We start from the raw sequence: 22,825 nt of genomic DNA, 5'->3' as shown, positions 1-22,825 counted from the left end.
TCTGTCGGACCTCCGGGCGGCTCCGTCCGGAGGTGGAACGTGGGAGGGGAACCGCCATGGGGTCTGTGGGAGAGAGACTGAGCAGGACGCGGGAGCGGGCCTTCATCGGCCGGGAGGAGGAACTCGGCGCGTTCGGTGAGGCCTTGGCGGGGGATCCGCAGGCGCCGTTCGCGTTCTACGTGTTCGGGCCGGGAGGGATCGGGAAGTCGGCGCTGCTGCGCTGCCTGGCGGATCGGGCCCGTGCGGCGGGGCGGCCGATCGTCGAGGTCGACGGTCGTTTCGTCGGCCGCGACCCGGCCGATTTCGAGCGAGAAGCCGGCCCCTTCCTGGAGGTCGCCGGCACGGTGCTCCTCGTCGACTCCTTCGAGCACTGCCAGTGGCTGGAGAGCTGGTTGTGGCAGCGCCTCCTGCCTCGTGCTGCCGACGACACGCTGGTGGTCCTGGCCGGTCGCGTCGCGCCGCAGCCGCAGTGGCTCGCCGATCCGGCCTGGGCCGGGGCGCTGTACGTCCGTGAACTGGAGCCGTTCTCGGAGGAGCAGGCCTGGAGCGTGCTGGCCACGGCGCAGGTCCGGCCCGAGTTGCGGGAGCGGGTGCTGCGGTTCGCCGGGGGCAACCCGCTGGCGCTGTCTCTCGCGGCGGCCGCGGGTTCGACGGGCTGGAGCAGGGAGGAGGTCTGGGCGCCCTCGGCCGACCTCCTGCGGACGCTGTTGACGGGGCTGATCGGGGAGGTGCCGACGGCGGCCCACCGCCGTGCCCTGGAGGTGGCGGCGCAGGCGCACTCGACCTCCGAGGAACTGCTCGCCGCGGTCCTGCCGGAGGAGGACGTCCATCTGCTGTTCGGGTGGCTGAGGGACCTTCCCTTCATCGAGTCCGCCCCCCGGGGCCTCTATCCGCACGACGCCGCGCGCGAGACGCTGACGGCCGATCTGCGGTGGAGGGCCCCGCATGCTTTTGTGACGATGCGTCAGCGATTGGTGGAGGAGTATCTGCGCATGCTGCGCGAGGCACCCGAGGAGCGGGTGTGGACGGTCACCGACGAACTGTTCTACCTCTTCCGGGAGCTGGAGAGCCTGACCCGGTTGCGCACCTGGTCGCGTGAGGAGGAGGTGCACGACTGCCCGCTGCGGCCCGACGACCTCGACGACGTGCTCCGGATGGCCGCGGAGACCGAGGGGCCGGCTTCTGCGGAGCTGGTCCGCTACTGGGCCGAGCGGCAGCCGCAGGCGTTCAGCGTCTACCGACTGGTGAGCACGGGCCGGACCGTGGCGTTCACCGCCCGGCTGGCCCTGCCGGCCCCTGCCGACCCCCGGGACGTGGCCGTCGATCCCGTCGTCGCGGCCGCCTGGGAGTACACCGACGCCACCGCGCCGGTCGGCTCCGGCGAGCACATCGGCATCAGCCGATTCTCCGTCTACCCGGAGCGCTACCAAGTCCCCTCGCGCGTCATCGACCTCAGCAGCTCCCGCGCCCAGGCGGAGTCCGCCCGTGCCCGCGGCCGCGCCTACGGCTTCGCCGTCTGGCGGGACGCCGACGCCTGGGCCGAACGCGTCAGGGGAACCCTGAGCGACACCGGCGCGCGGCCGCGGGTCGGTGAGCACACCTACGGGCTGTTCGGCGTCGACTGGCGTCAAGTGCCCGTCGAGAAGTGGCTCGGCCGCTTCATCTCCGCCACCGACGTCCCCGCCCAGCCCGGGCCGTCCGCCCTCTCGCGCACCGCGTTCGACCAGGCCGTGCGGGAGGCGCTGGCGCACTGGCGCGACCCGGCCGCCTTCGCGGTCTGCGCCCTGACCCGCACCCGCCTGGCGGCCGACTTCACCGATCCCGCCGAAGAGCTGCGCGCCCTGCTGCGCCACGCCGTGGACGACCTCGCCGGTGACCCGCGCGGCGTGCGCGCCCGCGAGGCCCTGGCGGCGGGCTACTTCTCCGGTGCGCCCACGCAGGAGGCCGCCGCCCGCCGCCTCGGCCTTCCGTACGGCACCTACCGGCGTCACGTGCGCCAGGGCCTGGACCTGCTGTGCGAATCCCTGTGGCGGCAGGAGCTGCACGGCCCCCGGTGACGAGGGCGGGCGCAGGCCCGCGGCGGGGCGGGCCGGACAGGTGCGGACAGCGGTGGACAGTCATGGCCCCCGGCGGGCCTGGATAGTGGACAGCGCTCCGCACGAGGCTGTGCGTCATGAACCTCCAACGCACACAGCCGGGGCGGACGGGGCCCGCCCCGCGGCCGGCCGCCGTGCTCACGGTGCTCGCCGCAGCCCAGTTCACCGTCATGCTCGCCACCTCGATCGTGAACGTCGCGCTCCCGCAGATCCGCGCCGGGGCCGGCCTGTCGGACAGTGGCACCACCTGGGTGGTCAACGCCTACGGCCTGGCGTTCGGAGCGCTGCTGCCGGCGAGCGGGCGGGCGGCCGATCTGCTCGGCCGCCGCCGGGTGCTGGTCGCCGGCCTCGCGTTGTTCGCGGTTGGCTCGGCGGCCGCAGGACTGGCCACCTCCTCGGACGTGCTGATCGCCGCCCGTGCCGTCCAGGGGGTCGGCGCCGCCGCCGTCGCCCCGGCTGCTCTGGCCCTGGCCATGGAGGTGTTCCCGTCCGCCGCCGGGCGCGGCAGGGCACTGGGGGTGTGGGGCGCGGTCTCCGGTGCGGGGGGAGCGGGCGGCGTGCTGCTGGGCGGTGCGCTCACCCAGGCGTGGGGCTGGCCGTGGATCTTCCACTCCGTCGCGCTCGGGGCGGCGCTGGTCCTGGCCGCCGTGGTGGCCCTCCTCCCACGGGCGGCCGGACGGAAGGCCGGGCGGTTCGACCTGCTGGGCACCGTCACCGTCACCCTGGCGCTGACCGCCCTGGTGTGGGGGCTGACGACCGCCCGCGGCGCCGGCTGGACGGACGCCCGGGTGCTGGGCGCCCTCGGCGCGGCCGCCGTGCTCCTCGCGGCCTTCGTCGTGATCGAGCTCCGCCGGCCGAACGCGCTGATACCGCCGAGGCTGGTCTCCACCGGCCGGGTGGCGGCAGGAAACCTGCTGATGGCCCTGCTCGGGTCCGTCTGGATCGCCCTGTTCTTCTTCCTGCCGCTCTACCAGCAGCAGGTCCTCGGATCCAGTCCGCTGGTCACCGGGGCGGGCCAACTCCCGCTCGCCGCGGCCAACATGCTCGGATCGGCCCTCGCGCCGCGCGTCTCGCGGCGCATCGGCGCCACCGCGACCGTCACCGCGGCCCTGCTCACCGAGGCCGCAGGCCTGCTCTGGCTGTCACGGATCACCGCCGACGGGAGCTACCTCGCCGATGTCCTGGGCCCGAGCGTCCTCGTCGGCCTCGGCCTGAGCATCGCCTTCGTCCAGCTCACCGCATTCGCCGTGGAAGGCCTCCCGCCGCAGGACGTGGGTCTGGCCGGCGGACTGGTGAACACGACCCGCCAGGTCGGCGGCGCGATCGGCCTCGCGGCACTGGCCACCCTCGCCGGCTCCGTCACCGCCCACGCCTCCACGCACGAGCCCCATCTGGCGGCCCTCACCGCCGGCTACCGCGCCGCTTTCGCGGTCTCGGCCGGCGTCCTGGCCACCACCGCACTCCTCGCACTGCTCCTCACCCGCGGCACCCGTCCGCGAACCGCGGCCGTCGCAGCCACCACGGCCACCGCGGCCGTCGCAGCCACCGCGGCCACCGCTGCCACCGCGGCCGTCGCTGCCGCCGCGACCCACCCCGCCTCCGGCCCGCGTCCCCCGACAGCCCTGCACGCCCCGTAGGCCCTCGAACCGCAATCCCCGAAACCCCGCCATCCCCGCTATCGCCGTGAACCCGCCATCCCCGTGGACCGCAATCCCCGCTATCCCCGCGGTTCACCCCGGACCGGCCGGCCGGCCGGCCCGACGGCCCCGGCGGAGCCGCCGGCAACCCACCCTCAGGAGAGGAACCACAACCATGGTCACCATCGACGAGACCGCCCCCGTCGTCGTCCGCCTGTCCACCGTGATCGACGCCCCACTCGCGACGGTGTGGGAGCTGCACACCGACGTCGCCGCCTGGCCCACCTGGAACACGGACATCGAGCAGACCGTCGTCAGCGGCCCGCTGGCGCCCGGGAACTCCTTCGGCTGGCGGACCCACGGCCTGGACATCACCTCCACGGTGTACGAGCTCGTCCCCGGTGAGCGGATCGTCTGGGGCGGCCCCGCAGACGGCATCGACGGCGTCCACGTGTGGACGTTCGAGCAGAGCGGGGACCACGTCACCGTCCGCACCGAGGAGTCCTGGAGCGGTGCTCCGGTCGAGGCCGCGGCCGACCACCTCGGCGAAGCCCTCCACGGCTCCCTGGAGAACTGGCTCTCCCACCTCAAGAGCCGGGCGGAGAAGCCTATCTGACTCACCGTCACAAACTGCGGTGTTCGCGCCGTCCTGCCATCACACCCACCGGAAGAGAGTCCTGCCATGACCGCCGTCAAGCCCCCCTACCTGACCGGCCACTTCACCCCCGTCGCCGACGAGATCACCGCCACCGGGCTCACCGTCGAGGGCACCCTGCCGCCCGAGCTGACCGGCCGGCTGTTCCGCAACGGCCACAACCCCAAGCCCGGCATCACCCCCACCCACTGGTTCAAGGGCAGCGGCATGGTGCACGGCATCCGGCTGCGCGAGGGCCGCGCCGAGTGGTACCGCAACCGCTGGGTCCACACCCCCGCCCTGGACGGCGCCCCCTACATGACCGAACACGGCCCCGACCTGACCGCGTCCGCCGCCGGTACGCACGTCATCGAGCACGGCGGACGGCTGCTCGCCCTCTGCGAGGCGAACCTTCCCTTCGAGCTCACCCGGGAGCTGGAGACGGTCGGCGCCCATGACTTCGACGGCAAGCTGCGCACCGCGATGACGGCGCACCCCAAGGAGTGCCCGGTGACGGGGGAGCTGCACTTCTTCGGGTCCTCGCCGTTCCCGCCGTTCCTGACGTACTACGTCGCCGACGCCAAGGGCGAGATCGTCCACACCGCCGAGATCCCGGGGGCGACCGCCTCGCTCAAGCACGACTTCGCGATCACCCGCCACCACGTGGTCTTCGTGGAGGGCAACGTCACGTTCGACCCGGCCGACCACTCCGGCATCCCCTACGGCTGGAACGACGGTCAGCCCGCCCGCATCGGCGTCATGCCCCGCGGCGACGACGGCGCCCGCAAGGTCCGCTGGTTCTCCATCGAGCCGGGCAACATGCTGCACGTCGCCAACGCCTACGAGGACGGCAGGGGCCGCATCGTCCTGGAGGGCCCCACCGTCGACCGGGAGGGATTCCGGCTCTCCTGGAACTGGTGGGTCGGTGCGCCCGGACGCGGCACCGAGCCCGTCACCCGCTCCTACACCCGTCGCTGGGTGGTCGACATGGCGGCCGGCACCGTCGACGAGCAGATCATCGACGACCTGCCGGTGGAGTTCCCCACCCTCAACGAGGAGTACCTCGGCGCCGAGAACCGCTACCACTACGCCATCTCCTTCCCCGACGAGAAGGGTTTCGGCGGCTACGGCGTGGTCAAGTACGACCGCACCACCGGTGCACGCCGCATCCACCAGGTCGGCGACGCCCGGATGCCCGGGGAGGCCGTCTTCGTCCCCGCCGCCGAAGCCACCCGCGAGGACGACGGCTACCTGCTCACCGTCGTCTCCGACCTCAAGCAGAACGCCTCCCAGCTGCTGGTCCTCGACGCCTCCGGCCTCGACCGGATCGCCACCGTCCACCTGCCCCACCGGGTGAGCGCCGGCCTCCACGGCTCCTGGATCCCCGACGGCACCTCGGACGTCGACGGGCGCTGACGCACCGTGAGGAGCCAGTCCGGGTCCTCCGGCGGGCCGACACCCGAGGGCTGACCCCGAAGCCCTCGGTACGACGGGCAGGCACCCGGGCCCGGCGTCGCCCGGCCCGCAGACCTCGATGCCCTTCCCGCCCGCCGGGAAGGGCATCGGGCCGCGTGGCGGACCACCGCCCGCTCGTCGTGGAGGGCCTCCGCCTCGGCGCGCTTCCGGGCGCAAACGACATAGATCATCATCCTATTCACCGGTTGGGGTGATTTTCACCCTTCCATGTATCTTGCGCCGATTATGATCCATTTCCTGTGACGAACAGTCAGAACGCCCGAACGGCCGAGGACGCGGCCGACGTGGTCATCCTCGGCGCCGGGCCGGCCGGACTCCTGCTCGGCAACCTCCTCCACCGGAACGGGATCGACTGCGTCGTCCTGGAGCGCGCCGACCGGATGCACGTCCAGACCCGGGCACGCGCCGGCTTCCTCGCCGCCGAAACAGTCCGGACCCTGGACCGCCACAGCCTGGCCGAGGGCCTGCACCGGCGCGGCCGCCGGCACGGCAGCTGCGAATTCCGCACCGACGACGGCCGCTTCCGCCTGGACTACGGCAGCCTCGGCCGCGGCGAGCAGCACACCGTCTACCCGCAACAGGACCTGGTCACCGACCTCTTGACGCAGTACCTGGACACCGGCGGGCGGATCCACTTCGAGACCGAGGCGCTGGCCGTGCTAGACGCGTCCGGCCCGCGGCCGTCGGTCACCGTGCGCGGAGCGGACGACCGCCCCGGCCGGTGGCGGGCCGGATACGTCGCCGGCTGCGACGGCCGTCACGGTGCGGCGCGCCGTTCACTGCCGCCCGGGGCGGTCCGCCACCACCGTGACCACGGCGTCTCCTGGCTCGGCCTGCTCGTCGAGGCGCCGCCGAGCCTCGACGCCGTCGGCTACGCGGTGCACGGCCGGGGTTTCGCCGGGCACATGGCACGCACCCCGGAGATCACCCGCTACTACCTGCAGTGCGAACGCGGCACCCCGGCCGACGCCTGGGCCGAGGACCAGATCTGGGACGAGCTCGACCTCCGCATGCGTGCCGGGGACTACGGACCGCTGAACCGCGGCCGGATCCTCCAACGCGCCGTCGTCGACCTCGAGTCCGACGTCGTCGAACCGCTGCGCCACGGCTCGCTCCTCCTGGCCGGCGACGCCGCCGGCCTGATCAGCCCGTCGGCCGCGAAGGGCGCCAACCTCGCGGTGCTGGAGGCGGAACTCCTCGCCCGGGCCCTGATCGACGACCTCGCGCACGGCGACGGCGACGCTCTCTCCCGCTACTCGGCCCGGTCCCTGGCACACATCTGGCGGGCGCAGGAGTTCTCGCAGTGGATGATCCAGCTGCTGCACAGCTCGCCCGGTTCGGACGGCGAATCGCTGTTCCGCGATTCCCTGCGGCGTTCGCGCATCGAGTCGCTGCGCACCTCGCGCACCCACCAGGACTGGTTCGCCGAGAACTACGTCGGCCTGTGAGCCGACGGCCCGAGCGCCGGACCCCGAGCGCCGAGCGTCGGACCCCGAGCGCCGAGCGTCGGACCCCGAGCACTGAGCACCCGAGCACTGAGCACCGGAACGAGGATTCCTCCGCGATGACGACGACACCCCCGGACGATGCGACCCGCCTTCGCGCGACGGCCGCATTCGTCAGGGACCAGGACAGCACCACCCTGCTCCGGCTCCTGCTGCCCGGCATCCAGGGGCCGGAACTGCGGGCGCTGGTGGACCGCTGCCGCTTCGCCCACGCCGCGCTCCTCGTGTTCCCGGCGGACCAGGCGGCACTGCGGGCGGAACTGGCCGCCTGCGGGCTGGCCGTGGACGCGCCGCCGACTCCCAGCGTCGTCGTCCGGGAGCGGCTGGCCCTGCGGCACGGGCGCGACACGGCCGAGCTCGACGTCTCGATCCTGCGCCCGCCGGTGCACGGCCCGGACGGGGAGCGCCGGGAGGTCGAGGTGTTCGCGCTGACCGTGCCACCGGGCTCTGAGCTGGCCGGGATCGCCGCGCACGAGCGGGCCCGCCAGCACGAGGCGCACCTCGCCTTCGAGGTCGAGAGCCCGGACCCGCTGGTGCTGCGCGGCCTGTGCGCACTCCTCGCACGGCACGGCGCGGCCGCCGACGGCGGCGGATACAACCCGCACGAGGACGGCACGGTCCTCTACTTCACCGCCCCCGCTGCTGCGAAGGCCGGGTACCGGCGGGTGGAGCTCCACATGAGCGGCGATCACCCGGACGTGCTGGCGGCGCATCTGGGCGAGCACCTGGCGCACCGGCCGGCCCGGACACTCCTGCACCTGCTGACCGGAGCCTGGACGACACAGGCCCTGGCAGTGTGCGCGCAGCTGGGGGTGCCCGACGCCCTGGACACCCGCGCGGCGACCGGCGTCGAGGCCCTGGCACGGCAGGTCGGCGCCCACCCGGAGAGCCTGGCGACACTTCTGCGCTACCTCGCGATGCTGGACGTGGTGGCGCAGGACGACGACGGCTTCCGGCTCACCGGGCTCGGCGCGCTGCTGCGCGCGGACTCGCCGGCGTCGATGCGGCCGCTGGCCCTGATGTACGGCGGCCCGTTCTACCGCTCCTTCGCCGGCCTCGGACACACGGTGCGGACCGGGCAGGCCGCCTTCGACCGTCTCTTCGGCGAGAACCACTTCGACCACTTCGCCCGCGACCCCGAGCTGGCCGAGCTGTTCGACCGCTCCATGGCCGCGAGCTCCCGCATGTTCGAACCGATCCCCGCCCACCCGGTCGTCGCGGCCGCCGGCGCGGCAGCCGTCCCGATGACCGTCGTCGACATCGCCGGCGGGAACGGGGAACTGCTGGGGCGCGTCCTCACGGCGCACCCGGGCCTGCGCGGCGTCCTGCTCGAACGTCCGCACGCCGTCGAGGCCGCCCGCAGGCTGCTGGACGCGCGTGGGTGCGGCGAGCGCTGCACCTACCGGGCGGGCGACTTCGCGGACGTGCCGCCCGGCGCGGACGTCTACCTCCTCTCCCGGGTGCTGCACGACTGGGACGACGCGCGCTGCCGGGAGATCCTGCGTCACTGCGCCCGCGCGATGCCCGCCCACGCCGACCTGCTCATCGTCGAGCGCGTGCTGCCCGCCGACGGGTCGGTCTCTCTGGCCACCGCGTGGGACCTCCACATGATGTGCAACACCGGCGGTCGGGAGCGCCGCGCCGACCACTACGCCCGGCTGCTCGGCGACGCGGGTCTCGAACTGGTGGACTGCTCGCCGCTGCCGCTGGACGCCACCGTCCTGCACGCGCGCAAGGTCGCCGTTCCCGGGCCCGCCTCCCCGTCCTCACCCCGTCAGGTCCCGGTCGCGGCGGGAGTGCGGCCGGCCCCGGTGGACGCGATCGCCGACGTGACGGGCCACTGAGAACGGGGTGTTCCCGAACCGGAGCGGTTCGGGAACACCCCGTCGCCGGACGGGAGCCGGGAGCGCGGTGTGCCCGGGACCGCCCCCGGGGTGAGCGAACGTCATGTGCGCGACGCGGTGGACGCCGTCGACCGGTACACCGCCCCGCTGCCCGAGGAGCGCCGCCGCGAACTCCTCGCCGACCTGCGCGAGCACGTCGAGGTCGCGCTGGCGGAGCGAGACTTCGTCGACGAGGACGCCGTCCGGCAGGTTCTCGGCCGGCTCGGCAGCCCCCGGTAGCTCGCCGACGCCGCGCTGGCAGAGGAGGGCCGTACCCGGCCCGAGCCGGAGACCGGTCGCCGCACCACCCTCACCCTGGTCCTCGCGGTGCCGCCGATGCCGCTGCTCCTCGTCCCGGCGATCGGGCCCGGCCTCGCGCTGATCGCCGCCGCCGTCGCCACGGTCAGGGTCGCCAGGTCCGCCCAGCGGACCCAGCGGGAGAAGAAGCAGGCGGCCCTGCTCCTGCTCAGTCCGATCCTGATCACGCCGGCGGCCGCCGGCGTCGTCGCGGCCGTCTCCCGCCTCAGCCCGGCCGGGGTCCTCGTCGCCTGCGCGGTGGGCTTCTGCCCCACCCTGATCGCGGCGGCGCGACTGGCCCGCTCCGCCGCCCGCCTGCGCACCGCCGCCACCACTGCCGCCGCCGCCACCGCCTGAGCACCGGCACCGCCTGAACCCGACCGCGTTCTCGACGGCCCCGGCCACGGCCGCCACGCCGCTCGGCCTCGTGGTTCGGACCGCCGTCCACCACCGCGCAGTGCCGCGTTACGCGGTGGGGGGGCGAGTCGGCAGTGGGCTGTACCTGGGTGGTGGGCCGGGGGAAGGGGTGAGGGCTCGCCGTCGGGCGAGCCCTCACCCTGTGCGGACGCCGGACCCTGTGCGGACGCCGGTCGGGCAGTCCGCCGATGAGATGCCGACGGATGGGGCGGCCGCTCAGCGGGCCGCGGTCTCCGCCGGCTGGGCGGTGGCGGTGTCCTCGTGGTGCTCCGTGATGGCCGGTTCGGCGGCGGTGGGTGTGGAGTTCTGGCCGGCGGTCTGGCACGTACTGCACGTGTGCCAGCGCGGCCGGGGCCTTGGTCGGTCGGTCTCGGTGAATCGGTGCGGGGCGAGGGTCATCTCGCCGGTGTCCAGACCGCACAGGGTGAGGGGCCCGCAGGCGCCGGAGGCTTCCGCGGGGGCGGCGTGGGCGCGGCGCACCGGGTTCTCCGGGTGCGCTGGCGTGTGGTCGGGGCCGAGGACCCGAACATTGCTTGGCATATCCATTTCCAGTACGACGACGATGTCCATCCCCTCAACGTGGCCGCCCGGTCCCTCCGCCGCACCCGCACGGTGGCATCCGGACCAGCCGGACCACCCCCTTGCCCCCGAGGGTGTGCCCGGGAGTCATGGCTTCGCCGGGCGGGAGCCCTGGCCATCGCCGAGCCGGAAGGGCTCCATCTCCGACGAGACGGGACGGGCGCGCCGAACGCCGGGGTGGCGGCGCCACCGACCCATGGACGGAACGGCCTGGGCTTGCAAGTGAGGCGCGTGTGCAACTATTGTGAGATCAGATAAAGCCTGCTTGCAACATCAAGGGCACCGCCGTGCCGGCCCGGCCGCGCCGTCGCGGGTCCCACGGCTGCCCGGCAACGAGCCGCCCACCGCTGAACCTCCGCCACACCGGCGGCACGGGGCCGAGGCCGCCCCGTGCCGCCGGATCCCGCCCGTCCGGCGCCCTCCCGTCCCGGACGTCCCACCAGGAGATCCGCCATGAACGCCACCCTCTTCACCCCCTACACCCTGCGGGCGCTGACCGTTCCCAACCGGATCTGGATGCCGGCGATGTGCCAGTACAGCGCCGTGCCGGACGGGGACGCGGCCGGCGTGCCGACGGACTGGCACTTCGCCCACCTGGCGGCGCGTGCCACCGGCGGCACGGGGCTGATCATCACGGAGGCCACCGCGGTCAGCCCCGAGGGGCGCATCAGCCCGTACGACCTCGGCATCTGGAACGACACCCAGGTCGCGGCATTCCGCCGGATCACCTCCTTCCTCAAGGCACAGGGCACCGTCGCGGGCGTCCAGCTCGCCCACGCCGGACGCAAGGCGTCCACCGAGCGGACCTGGGTCGATCGCGGGCGTGCCGTCGCCCCGGACGAGGCCCACGGCTGGACGCCGGTGGGCCCCAGCGCCGTTCCCTTCAGCCCCGCGCACACCAAGCCCGACGAGCTGACCGAAGAGCAGATCGGCGGGATCGTGCGGCAGTTCGCCGACGCCGCCCGGCGTGCGCTCGACGCGGGGTTCCAGGTCGCCGAGATCCACGGCGCCCACGGCTACCTGATCCACGAGTTCCTCTCCCCGAGCAGCAACCACCGCACCGACGCCTACGGCGGCTCGTTCGAGGGCCGCGTCCGCTTCGCCCTGGAGGTCGTGGACGCCGTTCGCGCGGTGTGGCCGGAGGAACTGCCGGTCTTCTTCCGCATCTCCGCGACCGACTGGCTCACGGAGAACCCGCAGGACGGCCGCGAGGGATGGACCTCGCAGGACACCGTCCGACTGGCCAAGGAGCTCCGGGCCCACGGCGTGGACCTGATGGACGTCTCGACCGGAGGCATCGTCCCCGACGCCCGCGTCGAGTCCGGGCCCGGCTACCAGGTGCCCTTCGCCGAGGCCGTGCGCCGTGACGCCGGCATGCCGGTGGCGGCCGTCGGCCTGATCACCGACGTGGCCCAGGCACAGGACATCCTCACCAGCGGCCGGGCCGACGCCGTCCTGATCGGCCGCGAGTTGCTGCGCAACCCGTCCTGGGCGCGCCATGCCGCAGCCGAGCTCGGCGCCCGGGTCCCCGGACCCGTCCAGTACCACCGCGCGTAGCGGCACCACGGCACGCCCCGGTCGCGGACCGCGCACCCGCCCCGCGCGGTCCGCGACCGGGGGCGTCCCTCGGAATCCCGTCGCGGACCGCGTACGAGCGGGACGCGGCGGGCGGCACGGTGCGGCTCGACGGGAGCCGGGAATCGCGTGGTCCGGGGGCGAAGGGGGCGGCTCGCGCGGCCGGCGCGTCCGGGATCGGCAGGACCGGGCCCACTACCGTCTTCAAGGAGACTCCGGGACCCGGAGAGGTTTCCCCATGACCACTGTGCCCGAGCCCGAGCTGGTGACCATCGCCCCCGCGACGACGGCCGTCGTCCGCGCCACCGTACCGATGGCCGCGCTGCGGGACTTCTTCGACACCGCGTTCCGCGCCTTGGCCAAGGCCCTCGCCGCCCAGGGGGTCGCACCCGTGGGCCCCGCCTTCGGCCGCTACCGCGGGACGTTCGGCGACCCCGTCGACATCGAGGTCGGGTTCGCGACCGACCGGGGCGTCCGGCCGGATGGGGAGGTCGTGGCCGAGGCACTGCCCGGCGGGCGCGTGGCGCGGATGGTGCATGCCGGTGCGTACGACGGGCTGGGCGAGTCCTGGGAACGGCTCCACGGGTGGATCACGGACCAGGGCCTCTCGGCGGAGCCGCAGAGGTGGGAGGTCTACCTCACTCAGCCGTCGCCGGACATGGACCCGCGTACGCTCCGCACCGAACTGAACTGGCCCGTCGCCGACTGACACGACGTGGTCGGGTGGGACCATCCCACCTGGGGAAGGCCCGGAACCGTTCGTCGGTGCCGTCCGCCACCATCGACGGACATGACGAAGGACCCTACCCGATCACGGATCACTGACCAGGCCGATTTTCTGCCTCCCGGCGGGGCATGACGACGCGTCGGACTCCACGACTCCTCTGGTATCCGTCGGCGGTCCGCGACGCGAAGGGGCCCTCGGCGGTGAAGCGGCGCAGGTGGCGGGCGACGGTCTCCGCCTGGCCCGGCGGCCAGGCCGAAAGGCTCGCGGTGATGTGGCCGGCCAGCCGTTCACGCAGTTCTGCCACGGCCCGTCGGCCCTGCTCGGCCAGGACGAGCAGCCGTGCGCGCCGGTCGTTCGGGTCCGACTCGCGGCGGACCAGGCCGCTGTCCTCCAGGCGGGACGCGCGGCGGGTGACGCCGAAGCGGTCGAGACCGACCTCGGGAGCCAGGTCGGCGGCGCTGCGCGGCCCGGTCCGGGCGAGGGCGCTGAGGACGGGGTACGTCAGCCGTCCGGCTCCTCGCCCATGCCCTCGGTCAGCCGCCGGTGCAGCCGGGTGCGCGTGGTGCGCCTGCAGCAGGACACCCAGCGCATCCGCGATCTCGCTGCCCACCTCGTTCTCCATGCCACCAGATTAGCGTGCGCGGTGCACGCATCGGGTGCTACAGTTCGGAAGAAGCGTGCGCAGCGCACGCATCTCCTGAATTCCCCCCTCCCGAAAGGAAGTCCCATGACCCGCACCCGCATCGAGGCCGCCCTCAACGACCTCCTCTTCAACCGCCACCTCACCGTGTCCGAGGCCGCCGACCGCCACTTCACGCCGGAGTACCGGCAGCGGACCGACGGGGAGTGGGCCGACCGTGCCGAGTTCCTCGACCACATCACCCACCTGCGCACCGTCGTCGCCGGCGGCCACGTCGTGGTCCACGAAGAGCTCCACGACGGCAACAAGTACGCCGACCGGCACACCGCCCACGTCACCAAGAAGGACGGCTCCACCGTGCGGATGGAGGTGTACGTGTTCGCCGACCTCGCCCCCGACGGCCGGTTCAGCCGGATCGAGGAGACCACGCTGATGCTCGAGGGCTCCGAGGCCGACCGCACCATCGGCAGCGCACGCTGAAGCCGGTTCCCGCGCCCGCGGACCGGACGACGGGGGAGTTGCGTGGGCAACACCCGGTGCGCACTGCGGGTGCCGAGCGCGATCTCGGCACCCGCGCCCGGCCGGGGCCCGGGGGCGGGGCTCCTCGGCCCCGGCAGCCGCGCCGCCGCCTCGATGCGGCGACCGGATAGCCGACGGAGGGCACCCGAGACAATGCCGACCCCCTACAACCGGACCCCGCATCGTCCGTGACCCTCCGACACCAGTGATGTCCACCACCGTGGATACGATCCGAATGACGGACACCTGGAGCAGGATCCCGGGATCGACAGCCATGCCGTTCACCGGCTCGTCGTCACCCGGGAGACGCTTCCGAACGTGGCCGTCCCGGACGAGTGAGGTGGGCCGCACGGAAACCACCGCAGGCCCTCGCACGCTCCTCGCCCGGCAGGACCACCCCACCCGAGAGGGCACCACCGAGTGAGCAAGCAGGTCATCACCCCCAAACAGCGCGGCTACCTGATCGTCAACTCCCACCCCGACGGGTGCGCGGCGACGGTCGACCGGCTGTGGGACGGCATCGGGCCGGCCGCCCCCGGCAGCAGTGAGCCGGCCGACTCCGGCCACCGTGCGCCGGTCGCCCTCGTCCTGGGCGCGAGTGCCGGGTACGGCCTGTCCATCCTGCTGGCCGGCCTGCGCCGTCAGGGCATCCGCGGCGTCGGCGTCGCCTTCGAGGCGGCCGGCACCGAGCGGCGTACCGCCTCGGCCGGCTGGTACCGCACCGCGGCCACGGCCCGGCTGGTCGAGGCGGCCGGCGGCGACTTCACCTTCGTCAACGCCGACGCCTACGCCGACTCCACCCGGACCCGGGTGCTGGAGCTGCTGGCCGACCGGTACGGACCGGTGGACTACCTGGTCTACTCGCTGGCGTCGCCGCGCCGCACCGACCCGGCCACCGGGGTGGTCCACCACTCGGTCATCAAGCCGATCGGCGAGGCCTACACCGCCCCCTCGCTGGTGTTCGAGGACGGCACCGCGTCGATCGGCACCGTGGACCTGGCGGCGGCCGACGAGGACGAGCAGGCCGCGACCGTCCAGGTCATGGGCGGCACGGACTGGAAGCTGTGGGTCAAGGCCCTCGCCGGCGCCGGGCTGCTCGGCGAGGACTTCACCACGGTGGCACTCTCCTACGTCGGCTCCGAGATCACCGCTCCGGTGTACCGGCGGGGCACCATCGGCGCAGCGAAGGAACACCTGGAGAAGACGGCGCACGAGCTCAACGCCGACGTCCTGGCCGACCGCGGCCGTGCCTTCACCGTGGTCGCCGGCGCCGCCGTCACCCAGGCCTCCACCGCCATCCCCTCCATCGCCCTCTACACCTCGCTGCTGCGCAACGTGCTGGGCGCCGGCGGCTGGCGTACCACCGCCGACCAGGCGGTGGACCTGTGGGAGCAGTTGGCCGGCTCCCGGCCGCTGAACCTGGACACCCAGGGCCGTATCCGCCTGGACGACTGGGAGATGGACCAGGACGTCCAGGACGGCGTCCGCAAGCTGTGGGAGGACCCGGGCGCCTCGCTGGCCGACACCCCGGCCGGCCCGGCCTGGTTCTACGACCAGTTCCGCGAGCTGTACGGCTGGGACGTCCCGCAGGTCGACTACGAGGCCCCGGTGGAGACCTCCGTTCCCTGGCCCGCCGAGGGCGTGTAGCGGGAAGCCGGCCGTCCGAGGGCGCCGGTGGAGCGGGCCGTTACCCGGCCCGCTTCACCGGCGCCGTCGGGAGTCCGCGACCACGCCGCCGTCCTCGCCGGCCACCGGGTTCGAGGTCCGGTCCCCGTCACTCCCCGGAACGCCGGAGTTCCGGCGCAGGGCCGCGGTGGCGATCTCCAGGAAGTCCGGTACGGGGCCCGCGCAGCCGTTCACCGGTACCGCCAGGCAGGTCTCGACGGGCTGGGCGTCGGTGACGGGCAGGTGGACGAGGTCGGGGCGGGAATAGGAGCCCGCGACGCTGACGGGGACCATCGCGATGCCCTGCCCGGAGGCGATGAGCTCGAACTTCTCCTCCAGCGAGGACGTCCGACGCGTCCTGGCGTCGAGGACCGGTTCGCCGTCGAGGTCGGCGGAGGTGAGCGAGTCACGGCCGGCCAGCGGATGTGTCGCGGGCAGGCACGCGACCTTGCTCTCGTGGCCGATGGGGATGGTGCGCAGGCCCGAGTCGTCGAAGGGCCGCCGCAGGAATCCGAGGTGCGCGCGGCCGTCGCGCAGCGGCGCGTCCTGCTCCCACCAGCGCAGCGGGAGGACGTCGACCCCGACCGTGGGGTGGCTCGCCGTGAACGCCCGGATCGCGTCCGACACGTGCAGGCCGGGGGAGAAGGCGATGACGAGCCGCCGCTCGCCCCGCTCGGCCTCGTGCACGCGCCGCAGGGCCGTGTCCACGACCGTGGTGATCCTGCGCGACTCGTCGTACATCTGCTGCCCGGCGGAGGTGAGTTCGACGCTGCGCGTGGTCCGGGTGAGCAGCCGGCACCCCAGCTCCTGCTCGAACGCCCGGATCTGCCGGCTCAGGACCGGCTGTGCGATGAACAACGCCTGTGCCGCGCGGCCGAAATGCCGGTGTTCGGCCACCGCGACGAAGTAGCGGAGCTTGCGCAGGTCCAGATCCATGTCCGCACGGTATCAATGCGGCCGGAAGGGTATTGGACGTCCGGCGGGACCGCTCGGAGACTGGGCTCATGATCGCCACAACCACTCCGACGGGCGGCGCGGGCACCCGCGGGACCGCCCTCGTCATCGGTGCCTCCCGGACCCTGGGCCTCGGGCTCGCCGCCGAGTACCTCCGCCGCGGCTGGGACGTCATCGGCACGGTCCGCGGCAGCCGGCCCACCGGCCTGCACGACCTGCTCGACGCGGCCGAAGGGCGGCTGGCCATCGAGTCGCTGGAGATGACCGAGCCGGAGCAGATCTCGGCGCTGCGCGACCGGCTGGCGGCGCGCACCCTCGATCTGCTCTTCGTCAACGCCGCCATCACGCGCGGCGACCTGCCGATCGGGGAGGTGCCGACGCGGATGTTCACCGAGGTCATGATCACCAACGCGCTCAGCCCGATGCGGGTCGTGGAGACCCTCGGCCCGCTGGTCGCGCCGGCCGGCACGATCGGCGTCATGTCCTCCGACCAGGGCAGCATCACCCTGAACACCGACGGCGGGCAGGACCTGTACCGGGCCAGCAAGTCCGCGCTGAACCAGCTGATGCGCAGTTACGCGGCCCGCAACGCCGAGGGCGCACGGACGCTGCTGCTCATGGACCCGGGCTGGGTGCGCACCGAACTCGGCGGGCCCGACGCCGATCTCAGCGTGGAGGAGAGCGTCCCCGGAGTGGCGGAGACGATCGAGAACCACCGCGGGAAGCCCGGTCTCCACTTCGTCGACCACCAGGGCCAGGTGGTGCCCTGGTAGCCGCGGCGACCGCGGCAGCCGGGTGGCGGACCTCCGCGCCCTGCCCGGCGCCCGCTGCCGCGGTGGCGGGCCCCGCCCTTCACGCGTGGCGTCGTGCCGACGCCGCCCGGCCCCTGTCCCTCCCACTGCACACTGAGCGAGTCACCGATCCGCCTGAACCGTGCCCCGACGAGATCGGCGTATCCGCGCGAGGCGGCGCTCACGCTTCCGATTTCCTCGTCGGTGGAGAAGTCGTGGGCCCCCTCGAGGGTGATGTCCTCGCCGGAATCCCCGGAATGCCCGGACGCGTCGATGAAGAAGAGCGTCAGCGCCGCCGTGTTCAGACTGTCTCCGCCACGCGCGGGGCGAGCCGCCGCAACCTCACCCGGATTCCTCACACAGGGCCCGGGGGTGTGACACCTCCCGGCTGGACCGCGGACACTGCCGGCTCTGTGCGCCGCCCACGACGAACACGATTCCGCCGTCTGCCCCGCAGGCCCACCAGCCTGGTCATGGGGGCCGGTGAGGTGTCGGCCATCCAGTCGTGCGTGTGATGTGGATCACGACGCAGGGGAAAACCCGGAGCCCGTGTGCCCCGTCAGACCAGGATGTGAAACGTTCACCGGCCTCGTTGACCGAGGCGCAGCTGGTCCGGCGGATCTCCCGGGGAGACACCGCGGCCTTCGACGAGTTGTACCGGCGCAGCGCCCCGTGGCTGACGGCGCGGCTGCGTCGGCGCTGCGCGGACGACGAGATCGTCGCCGAGGTCCTGCAGGAGACGTACATGGCGGTGTGGCGGGCCGCAGGGTCCTTCGCCGACAGCATGCGCGGCGAGGAGGCCGGCGGCTGGCTGTGGACGATCGCCGCCCGTCGGCTGGTGGACGCCTTCCGGGTGCGCGGCCGGCACAGCACCCTCCCGCCGGCGTCCGTCGCTCCGGGCCTGGCGCCTTCGGCCGAGCACGTCGTGATGGATGCCGCCATCGGGGGCGACCTGGGCGCGGCACTGGACCGCCTGGCCCCCGAGCTGCACCAGGTCCTGACCGCGATGGTGCTCGACGGACTGACGGTCCGTGAGACCTCCGAGCTGCTGCGGATCCCCGAGGGCACCGTCAAGACCCGCGCCCGCCGTGCCCGCCTCGACATGCGAAAGGCACTGTCATGACTCTGCACGTCCCCCGTGAACTGCTGGTGAGCTACGTGCTGGACGCCGGTGCCCAGGCCGGTCCGAGCGTCGGGGCGCTGTGGACCCTGGAGGCGCATCTGGAGCGGTGCGCCACCTGCCAGGCCGAATTGAGGGAGGTCTCCCTCGCCCACTGCCCGGCCGACACCGCGCTGATGGAGCAGGTGCACGGGCGCCTGTCGGCGACGCTGGCGCCGGTACGCCGCCGACGGTGGCGACGGGTGCGGCGCGGACTGGCCCGGTGGGCGGCCCCGGCGCTCGGACCGTGGGCCGCGGCCGTCGTCCTCGTCGTTCTCGGCGCCCTCGTCCTGTCATCGGCCGTCGCGCGAAACTCCCCGACCCTCCAGCTGCTGGCCCCGGCGATGCCGCTGCTGGGAGTGGCCGTGAGCTGGGGCCCGCGCTCCGACCCGGTCCATGAGCTGATCGCCACGACCCCCAGGGCAGGGCTCGGCCTCGTCCTGCGGCGCACCCTGGCCGTGCTGACCCTCGTGATCCCGGCGCTGGCAGCCGCCGGCTGGCTCACCGGCACCGCATCCGCGCTTGTCCTCCTGCCGGCCCTCGCGCTGACCTGCGCAAGCCTGGCGCTGGGGAGCGTGCTGGGCATCCAGCGCGCCGCCACCGCGCTGGGCGCCGTCTGGGCCCTGTGCGTGGTCGTCCCCGCCGTCGAGGGCGGAGCCGTTCCGTCTTATCTGCACGAGTCCACCGCCCCGGGATGGGCCGCGGCGACCGCGGTCCTGGGCGTCGCCGTCGTCCTGTGCCGCAGCGCCTATCTGCACCCCCGCGAGGCCCGCGCGCGCCACCGCTGAACCGCGCGCCGCCGAACAGCGCGCACTCCTTCACCCGCACCGTCCTTCACCCGCACCCTCCTTCACCCGCACAGCGAGGAGACACGCCATGCCCGGAATCGGTACCGCGAGCGAGCTGGCCCCCACCGGTTACGCCCATCACATCCAGGCCCACGGGCTGACCGTGCGGCGGGGCCGCCGCGCCGCGGTCGACGGGATCGACCTGAACCTGGGCACCGGTGTGCACGGCCTGCTCGGTCCCAACGGGGCGGGCAAGACCACCCTGATCCGGACGCTCGCCACCGTTCTCCACCCGCACAGCGGCGACCTGGAACTCCTGGGCAGCGCCCGTCGCAGCCGTGGCGAACTGCGCGAACTCCGCCGCCGACTGGGCTACCTGCCGCAAGCCTTCGGGCACTACCGGCGCTTCACGGTGCGCGAGTTCGTCGAGTACATGGCCTGGCTCAAGGAGGTGCCCCGCCGCAGGACCGCCGACGCCGTGCAGCACGCCATCGACCGGGTCGACCTGACCGGCCGGGCCGATGACCGCATGGGCTCGCTCTCCGGCGGCATGCTGCGCCGGGCCGGCATCGCCCAGGCGATCGTCAACGACCCCGACATCCTGCTGCTCGACGAGCCCACCGTGGGCCTGGACCCCGCCCAGCGCATGGAGTTCCGCGCCCTGCTGCGCGACATCGGAGCCCAGTCCTGCGTCCTGGTCTCCACCCACCTCGTCGAGGACGTCGGCGCCGCCTGCGCCGGCGTCGTGCTGATGGACGAGGGCAGCACGGTCTTCGCGGGTCACATCGACCACCTCCGTGCCGCGGGCACCGACGCCGACCCGGGCGACAGCGACTTCGAGCGCGGCTACTCCGCCCTTCTGCGCCGGCACCGCGAGGGCAAGGTCGGCGCCCGGGGGTAGGCGGCGCGACCCGATCCCCTTCCGACCCCCCTGCACGTCCTGATCCACCCGACGACTGGAGACTGCGATGTTCCGAATGGTGCGCCTGGAGGCGAAGCGCTCGGTCGCCCTGGCGTTGTTCCTGGTGCTGGCCGCCCTGACCCGGGTCTTCCTCTGGATGGACGTCCAGCAATGGGCGGCCAGCTGGACCCCTTTGGTGTACTCGATGCGGGGGGCCGCCTGGATCGGGCTGCCGGTGGTGCTGGCCGCCGCGATCTGGCACGGCGGGCGTGAGCAGCGCGGAGAGGTCTCCGAGCTGTTCGCCGCCACGCCACGGCCGCGCTCGGTCCGGTTGCTGCCCGCCTTCCTGGTCATCGTCGGCACGGCGGTGCTCGCCGTGGCGGCGGTGGTCGGATGGGCTGTGGTCGTGGTCAGCGGGCACGCGACCTTCAGCGACGGTGCGTGGCCGCTGGGCCTTGCGGTGGGACTTGTCGCCGTCGCCGCCGTCGCCCTGCTCGGGCTGGGCATCGGACGTGCGGTGCCGGCGCCGGTCGCGGCGCCGCTGGGCGCGGTGGTGCTGTTCCTGATCCTGACGGTGAGCCAGGCACGGGACGGCCGGCCGGCCAACCGTCTGGTGGACACCGTGCTCCCGATGCTGCCGGTGACGGACGACTTCCACCGGCTGCTGCCCTCGTTGTCCGCGGCCCAGGGCATCTGGTTCGCCTCCCTCGGCGCCACCGGCGTGCTGCTGGCCGCCGCGGTCACCACGCGAGCCCGGTTGCTGGCCCTGAGTCCGGCCGTGGCCGGCGTGGTCCTCGGGACGCTGGTGGCGCCATCGGGCGCGATCGTCCCCGCCCCGCAGGCAACCGCCCTGGTCTGTGCACCGCACGACGGCCGGATCTGCGTCACCAAGGTGCACAGCAACACGCTGCCCGATCTCATGGCTCCCGCCCAGAAGGTGCTCGACGCCTTCGCCGACGTGCCGGGCGGCCCGACGAGGGTGCAGGAGGACCCGGTGAGCTGGATGCTCGACGACGGCAGGACGGCGGCCGCCGCGGATCTCGACACGGTCCGCCTCCAGCTCCCGTACCGGACCCAGGAGGGCGGCATCCGGTGGGACCCGGCCACAGTCCTCACCCTGCTGGTCCACAACGCCACGGTCGACATCGGCTGCTATGCCGGGGACCAGGAACGGACCCGCGCGAGCGACGCCTCCGGTGCGATCACCGCGCTGCTTCTCGACACCCCCACCGACAAGCTGAGCCCCGCGGCCCGCACGGCGTACGAAACGCTGCGCGCGCTGCCTGTCGAGGAGCGCCGTCAGCGGATCGGGGACGGCAGGAGGGCCGGACTGACCTGCGGGGACGCGCTGGCCGTCGTCATGGGACAGGGAGCGGGCCGATGACCGGGGATCTTCGCGGCATCGTGCTGCACCTGCGCAGCCGGGGGATCCCGGCGACCGTACTGGCCTATCTCGCCGCGGCCGGGCTCACCTGGGCCGGGTACCTGACGGACGACCCGACGACGTCTCGCATGGTCGGCCTGATCGCCGTCGTGCTGGGCGTCGCCGCCACCGCCCGCACCCTCGCCGGCCCGGACGAGGAACTGGAACGCGGCACACCCGTCCCCTGGCGGCTGATCCGCGCCGTCCACCTGACGCTGCTCGGCGCGGTCCTCCTCGGTCTGCTCGCCGCCGTCCACCTGATCGCCGGTCAACCGGCGCGCGCCGTGCCCTGGGGCAACCTCGTGGAGGCCGTCCTGGCGCTCACCGCGTTGACCGCCCTCACCGCGGTGGTGCTCGGGGCCCACGCGGCCTGGGTCCCCTCCATCGGCTGGGCCCTGCTCATGCTGGCGCTGGGGCCTCGGATCACCCTCGACGGACAGGTACTGACCTGGATGGTCCAGGAACCCCGGACCGTCACCTCCACCACGACGGCCGCCTGCCTGACCGTTGTAGGTGCCGCCGCCTACATCCAGCGCGGAAGCCGCCGCTGAGCCGGCCGTGCCCGGCCCTCCGGCCGGGGCGACGGCGGCCGTCCCGGTGCCGGCGGCTGACACCGGGCGGCGTCCAACGGCGTCCGGACGGCCATCGGCCGCGGCTCGCCGAAGACGCGCCATACGGGGGTTCGCCGGAATGGCCCGGTCCGGACCGCGGAGAGCCCGGTACTTCTGGTGCGTACTGCCCCAAGCGCGGTGAATCAAGCGGAAGCCGTCGGCGCCGGTGATCCCGACGACGCCGTTCACGCGCATCAGCCGCTCAACCCGCTTGCGATTGACCACGCGCCCGGCCCGGACGAGGGCCGCATGGATCCGGGGAGCCGTAGGCACCGCGCGACCCCGCGTGCAGCACCCGGATCCCACACCAGCACCAGCGCCTCCTCGGCCCGGTCGCGCCGGCGGCGGGCGGGCCGTGCGGCCACGTGAGTGTAGTAGGCGGACCGGGAGATGCCCAGCGTGCGGCAGAGGAAGGCCACGCTGTCCCCGCCCGGGTTCGTCTCGCCTGCCTTCTCCACGTCGATGAACGCGTAGCGCGCGGCTACCGCGTCCTGCGATTCGCGAAGAAGGCGGTCGCTCTCGCCCCCGCCGCACAGGTTAAAGGTCAA

21 protein-coding genes and 1 pseudogene are annotated in these 22,825 nt (G+C 73.6%); 17 read left to right on the top strand and 5 right to left on the bottom strand.

The window, feature by feature from the left end; genetic code table 11:
* Positions 1 to 65 precede the first annotated feature (65 nt).
* From ACZ3YO_RS12180 to ACZ3YO_RS12145, 8 genes are all read left to right on the top strand, one after another.
* On the top strand, positions 66 to 2,057 hold the full coding sequence (locus tag ACZ3YO_RS12180; RefSeq protein ID WP_465568244.1) for an ATP-binding protein: 1,992 nt from the start codon (positions 66 to 68) through the stop codon (positions 2,055 to 2,057).
* Between the two features lie 116 nt (positions 2,058 to 2,173).
* On the top strand, positions 2,174 to 3,733 hold the full coding sequence (locus ACZ3YO_RS12175; RefSeq protein WP_465568241.1) for an MFS transporter: 1,560 nt from the start codon (positions 2,174 to 2,176) through the stop codon (positions 3,731 to 3,733).
* A 175-nt stretch (positions 3,734 to 3,908) separates the two neighbouring features.
* Positions 3,909 to 4,349 carry an SRPBCC family protein gene (locus ACZ3YO_RS12170; RefSeq protein WP_465568238.1) on the top strand — a complete coding sequence of 147 codons (441 nt, stop codon included), beginning with the start codon at positions 3,909 to 3,911 and terminating at the stop codon, positions 4,347 to 4,349.
* 66 nt (positions 4,350 to 4,415) lie between these two features.
* Positions 4,416 to 5,783, top strand: a complete 1,368-nt coding sequence (locus ACZ3YO_RS12165; RefSeq protein ID WP_465568235.1) for a carotenoid oxygenase family protein — start codon at positions 4,416 to 4,418, stop codon at positions 5,781 to 5,783.
* A gap of 344 nt (positions 5,784 to 6,127) precedes the next feature.
* Complete coding sequence (locus ACZ3YO_RS12160; protein WP_465568837.1) at positions 6,128 to 7,291, top strand: 4-hydroxybenzoate 3-monooxygenase; 1,164 nt, start codon at positions 6,128 to 6,130, stop codon at positions 7,289 to 7,291.
* Between the two features lie 116 nt (positions 7,292 to 7,407).
* Positions 7,408 to 9,192 (top strand): methyltransferase, encoded by a 1,785-nt coding sequence (locus ACZ3YO_RS12155; RefSeq protein WP_465568232.1) that lies wholly within the window; start codon positions 7,408 to 7,410, stop codon positions 9,190 to 9,192.
* A 90-nt stretch (positions 9,193 to 9,282) separates the two neighbouring features.
* Positions 9,283 to 9,471 (top strand): HAAS signaling domain-containing protein, encoded by a 189-nt coding sequence (locus ACZ3YO_RS12150; RefSeq protein ID WP_465568229.1) that lies wholly within the window; start codon positions 9,283 to 9,285, stop codon positions 9,469 to 9,471.
* Positions 9,472 to 9,567: 96 nt separating this feature from the next.
* Complete coding sequence (locus tag ACZ3YO_RS12145; protein WP_465568226.1) at positions 9,568 to 9,885, top strand: hypothetical protein; 318 nt, start codon at positions 9,568 to 9,570, stop codon at positions 9,883 to 9,885.
* Positions 9,886 to 10,161: 276 nt separating this feature from the next.
* Here the strand turns inward: ACZ3YO_RS12145 and ACZ3YO_RS12140 are convergent, their stop codons facing one another.
* Entirely contained in the window at positions 10,162 to 10,485 is a 324-nt protein-coding gene (locus tag ACZ3YO_RS12140) for a hypothetical protein (protein ID WP_465568223.1), read from the bottom strand.
* Between the two features lie 492 nt (positions 10,486 to 10,977).
* Between ACZ3YO_RS12140 and ACZ3YO_RS12135 the strand changes: the two genes are divergently transcribed.
* Complete coding sequence (locus ACZ3YO_RS12135) at positions 10,978 to 12,081, top strand: NADH:flavin oxidoreductase/NADH oxidase (protein ID WP_465568220.1); 1,104 nt, start codon at positions 10,978 to 10,980, stop codon at positions 12,079 to 12,081.
* Between the two features lie 256 nt (positions 12,082 to 12,337).
* Positions 12,338 to 12,808, top strand: a complete 471-nt coding sequence (locus tag ACZ3YO_RS12130; protein WP_465568217.1) for a GyrI-like domain-containing protein — start codon at positions 12,338 to 12,340, stop codon at positions 12,806 to 12,808.
* A 199-nt stretch (positions 12,809 to 13,007) separates the two neighbouring features.
* On the opposite strand, the pseudogene ACZ3YO_RS12125 reads toward ACZ3YO_RS12130, so the two are convergent.
* Positions 13,008 to 13,448: pseudogene (locus ACZ3YO_RS12125) on the bottom strand (MarR family winged helix-turn-helix transcriptional regulator); the annotation flags it as partial.
* 105 nt (positions 13,449 to 13,553) lie between these two features.
* Between ACZ3YO_RS12125 and ACZ3YO_RS12120 the strand changes: the two are divergent.
* Together ACZ3YO_RS12120 and ACZ3YO_RS12115 are read left to right on the top strand one after the other, a co-directional pair.
* Positions 13,554 to 13,946 carry a nuclear transport factor 2 family protein gene (locus ACZ3YO_RS12120; RefSeq protein WP_465568214.1) on the top strand — a complete coding sequence of 131 codons (393 nt, stop codon included), beginning with the start codon at positions 13,554 to 13,556 and terminating at the stop codon, positions 13,944 to 13,946.
* A 459-nt stretch (positions 13,947 to 14,405) separates the two neighbouring features.
* Complete coding sequence (locus ACZ3YO_RS12115; protein ID WP_465568211.1) at positions 14,406 to 15,632, top strand: enoyl-[acyl-carrier-protein] reductase FabV; 1,227 nt, start codon at positions 14,406 to 14,408, stop codon at positions 15,630 to 15,632.
* Between the two features lie 54 nt (positions 15,633 to 15,686).
* Here ACZ3YO_RS12115 and ACZ3YO_RS12110 read toward each other — a convergent pair whose 3' ends face one another.
* On the bottom strand, positions 15,687 to 16,586 hold the full coding sequence (locus ACZ3YO_RS12110) for a LysR family transcriptional regulator (protein ID WP_465568208.1): 900 nt from the start codon (positions 16,584 to 16,586) through the stop codon (positions 15,687 to 15,689).
* A gap of 68 nt (positions 16,587 to 16,654) precedes the next feature.
* Here ACZ3YO_RS12110 and ACZ3YO_RS12105 point away from each other — a divergent pair, with 68 nt between their 5' ends.
* The 5 genes from ACZ3YO_RS12105 (at position 16,655) to ACZ3YO_RS12085 (ending at position 21,627) form a co-directional block, all read left to right on the top strand.
* Entirely contained in the window at positions 16,655 to 17,377 is a 723-nt protein-coding gene (locus ACZ3YO_RS12105; protein ID WP_465568205.1) for an SDR family NAD(P)-dependent oxidoreductase, read from the top strand.
* A gap of 532 nt (positions 17,378 to 17,909) precedes the next feature.
* The gene (locus ACZ3YO_RS12100) at positions 17,910 to 18,518 is read left to right on the top strand and encodes an RNA polymerase sigma factor (RefSeq protein WP_465568835.1); all 609 of its coding nucleotides are present in this window, start codon (positions 17,910 to 17,912) and stop codon (positions 18,516 to 18,518) included.
* Positions 18,515 to 19,342 carry a zf-HC2 domain-containing protein gene (locus tag ACZ3YO_RS12095; RefSeq protein WP_465568202.1) on the top strand — a complete coding sequence of 276 codons (828 nt, stop codon included), beginning with the start codon at positions 18,515 to 18,517 and terminating at the stop codon, positions 19,340 to 19,342. The genes ACZ3YO_RS12100 and ACZ3YO_RS12095 overlap by 4 nt, the downstream gene beginning before the upstream one ends.
* Before the next feature lie 88 nt (positions 19,343 to 19,430).
* Positions 19,431 to 20,243, top strand: coding sequence for an ATP-binding cassette domain-containing protein (locus ACZ3YO_RS12090; protein ID WP_465568199.1), 813 nt, complete (start codon positions 19,431 to 19,433; stop codon positions 20,241 to 20,243).
* A 67-nt stretch (positions 20,244 to 20,310) separates the two neighbouring features.
* Positions 20,311 to 21,627 carry a hypothetical protein gene (locus ACZ3YO_RS12085; RefSeq protein WP_465568194.1) on the top strand — a complete coding sequence of 439 codons (1,317 nt, stop codon included), beginning with the start codon at positions 20,311 to 20,313 and terminating at the stop codon, positions 21,625 to 21,627.
* Here the strand turns inward: ACZ3YO_RS12085 and ACZ3YO_RS12080 are convergent.
* Both ACZ3YO_RS12080 and ACZ3YO_RS12075 read right to left on the bottom strand, forming a co-directional pair.
* A complete protein-coding gene (locus ACZ3YO_RS12080) occupies positions 21,543 to 22,502 on the bottom strand; it encodes a hypothetical protein (RefSeq protein WP_465568191.1) in 960 nt (319 codons plus the stop codon). The genes ACZ3YO_RS12085 and ACZ3YO_RS12080 overlap by 85 nt on opposite strands.
* Positions 22,472 to 22,825: a hypothetical protein gene (locus ACZ3YO_RS12075; protein ID WP_465568187.1), complete on the bottom strand. Its 354-nt coding sequence runs from the start codon at positions 22,823 to 22,825 to the stop codon at positions 22,472 to 22,474. The genes ACZ3YO_RS12080 and ACZ3YO_RS12075 overlap by 31 nt, the downstream gene beginning before the upstream one ends.

The organism is Kitasatospora sp. NPDC022785 (assembly GCF_055561295.1).
Note: the sequence above shows the minus strand (reverse complement) of the source record. Positions and strands in the feature narration are given on the sequence as shown.

Coding starts and splice junctions, on each gene's coding strand:
- ACZ3YO_RS12155 (WP_465568232.1), top strand. CDS start 7,408: ATGACGACGACACCCCCGGACGATGCGACCCGCCTTCGCGCGACGGCC.
- ACZ3YO_RS12145 (WP_465568226.1), top strand. CDS start 9,568: ATGCCGCTGCTCCTCGTCCCGGCGATCGGGCCCGGCCTCGCGCTGATC.
- ACZ3YO_RS12120 (WP_465568214.1), top strand. CDS start 13,554: ATGACCCGCACCCGCATCGAGGCCGCCCTCAACGACCTCCTCTTCAAC.
- ACZ3YO_RS12140 (WP_465568223.1), bottom strand. CDS start 10,485: ATGCCAAGCAATGTTCGGGTCCTCGGCCCCGACCACACGCCAGCGCAC.
- ACZ3YO_RS12165 (WP_465568235.1), top strand. CDS start 4,416: ATGACCGCCGTCAAGCCCCCCTACCTGACCGGCCACTTCACCCCCGTC.
- ACZ3YO_RS12095 (WP_465568202.1), top strand. CDS start 18,515: ATGACTCTGCACGTCCCCCGTGAACTGCTGGTGAGCTACGTGCTGGAC.
- ACZ3YO_RS12100 (WP_465568835.1), top strand. CDS start 17,910: ATGTGGATCACGACGCAGGGGAAAACCCGGAGCCCGTGTGCCCCGTCA.
- ACZ3YO_RS12175 (WP_465568241.1), top strand. CDS start 2,174: ATGAACCTCCAACGCACACAGCCGGGGCGGACGGGGCCCGCCCCGCGG.
- ACZ3YO_RS12085 (WP_465568194.1), top strand. CDS start 20,311: ATGTTCCGAATGGTGCGCCTGGAGGCGAAGCGCTCGGTCGCCCTGGCG.
- ACZ3YO_RS12130 (WP_465568217.1), top strand. CDS start 12,338: ATGACCACTGTGCCCGAGCCCGAGCTGGTGACCATCGCCCCCGCGACG.
- ACZ3YO_RS12090 (WP_465568199.1), top strand. CDS start 19,431: ATGCCCGGAATCGGTACCGCGAGCGAGCTGGCCCCCACCGGTTACGCC.
- ACZ3YO_RS12135 (WP_465568220.1), top strand. CDS start 10,978: ATGAACGCCACCCTCTTCACCCCCTACACCCTGCGGGCGCTGACCGTT.
- ACZ3YO_RS12110 (WP_465568208.1), bottom strand. CDS start 16,586: ATGGATCTGGACCTGCGCAAGCTCCGCTACTTCGTCGCGGTGGCCGAA.
- ACZ3YO_RS12105 (WP_465568205.1), top strand. CDS start 16,655: ATGATCGCCACAACCACTCCGACGGGCGGCGCGGGCACCCGCGGGACC.
- ACZ3YO_RS12170 (WP_465568238.1), top strand. CDS start 3,909: ATGGTCACCATCGACGAGACCGCCCCCGTCGTCGTCCGCCTGTCCACC.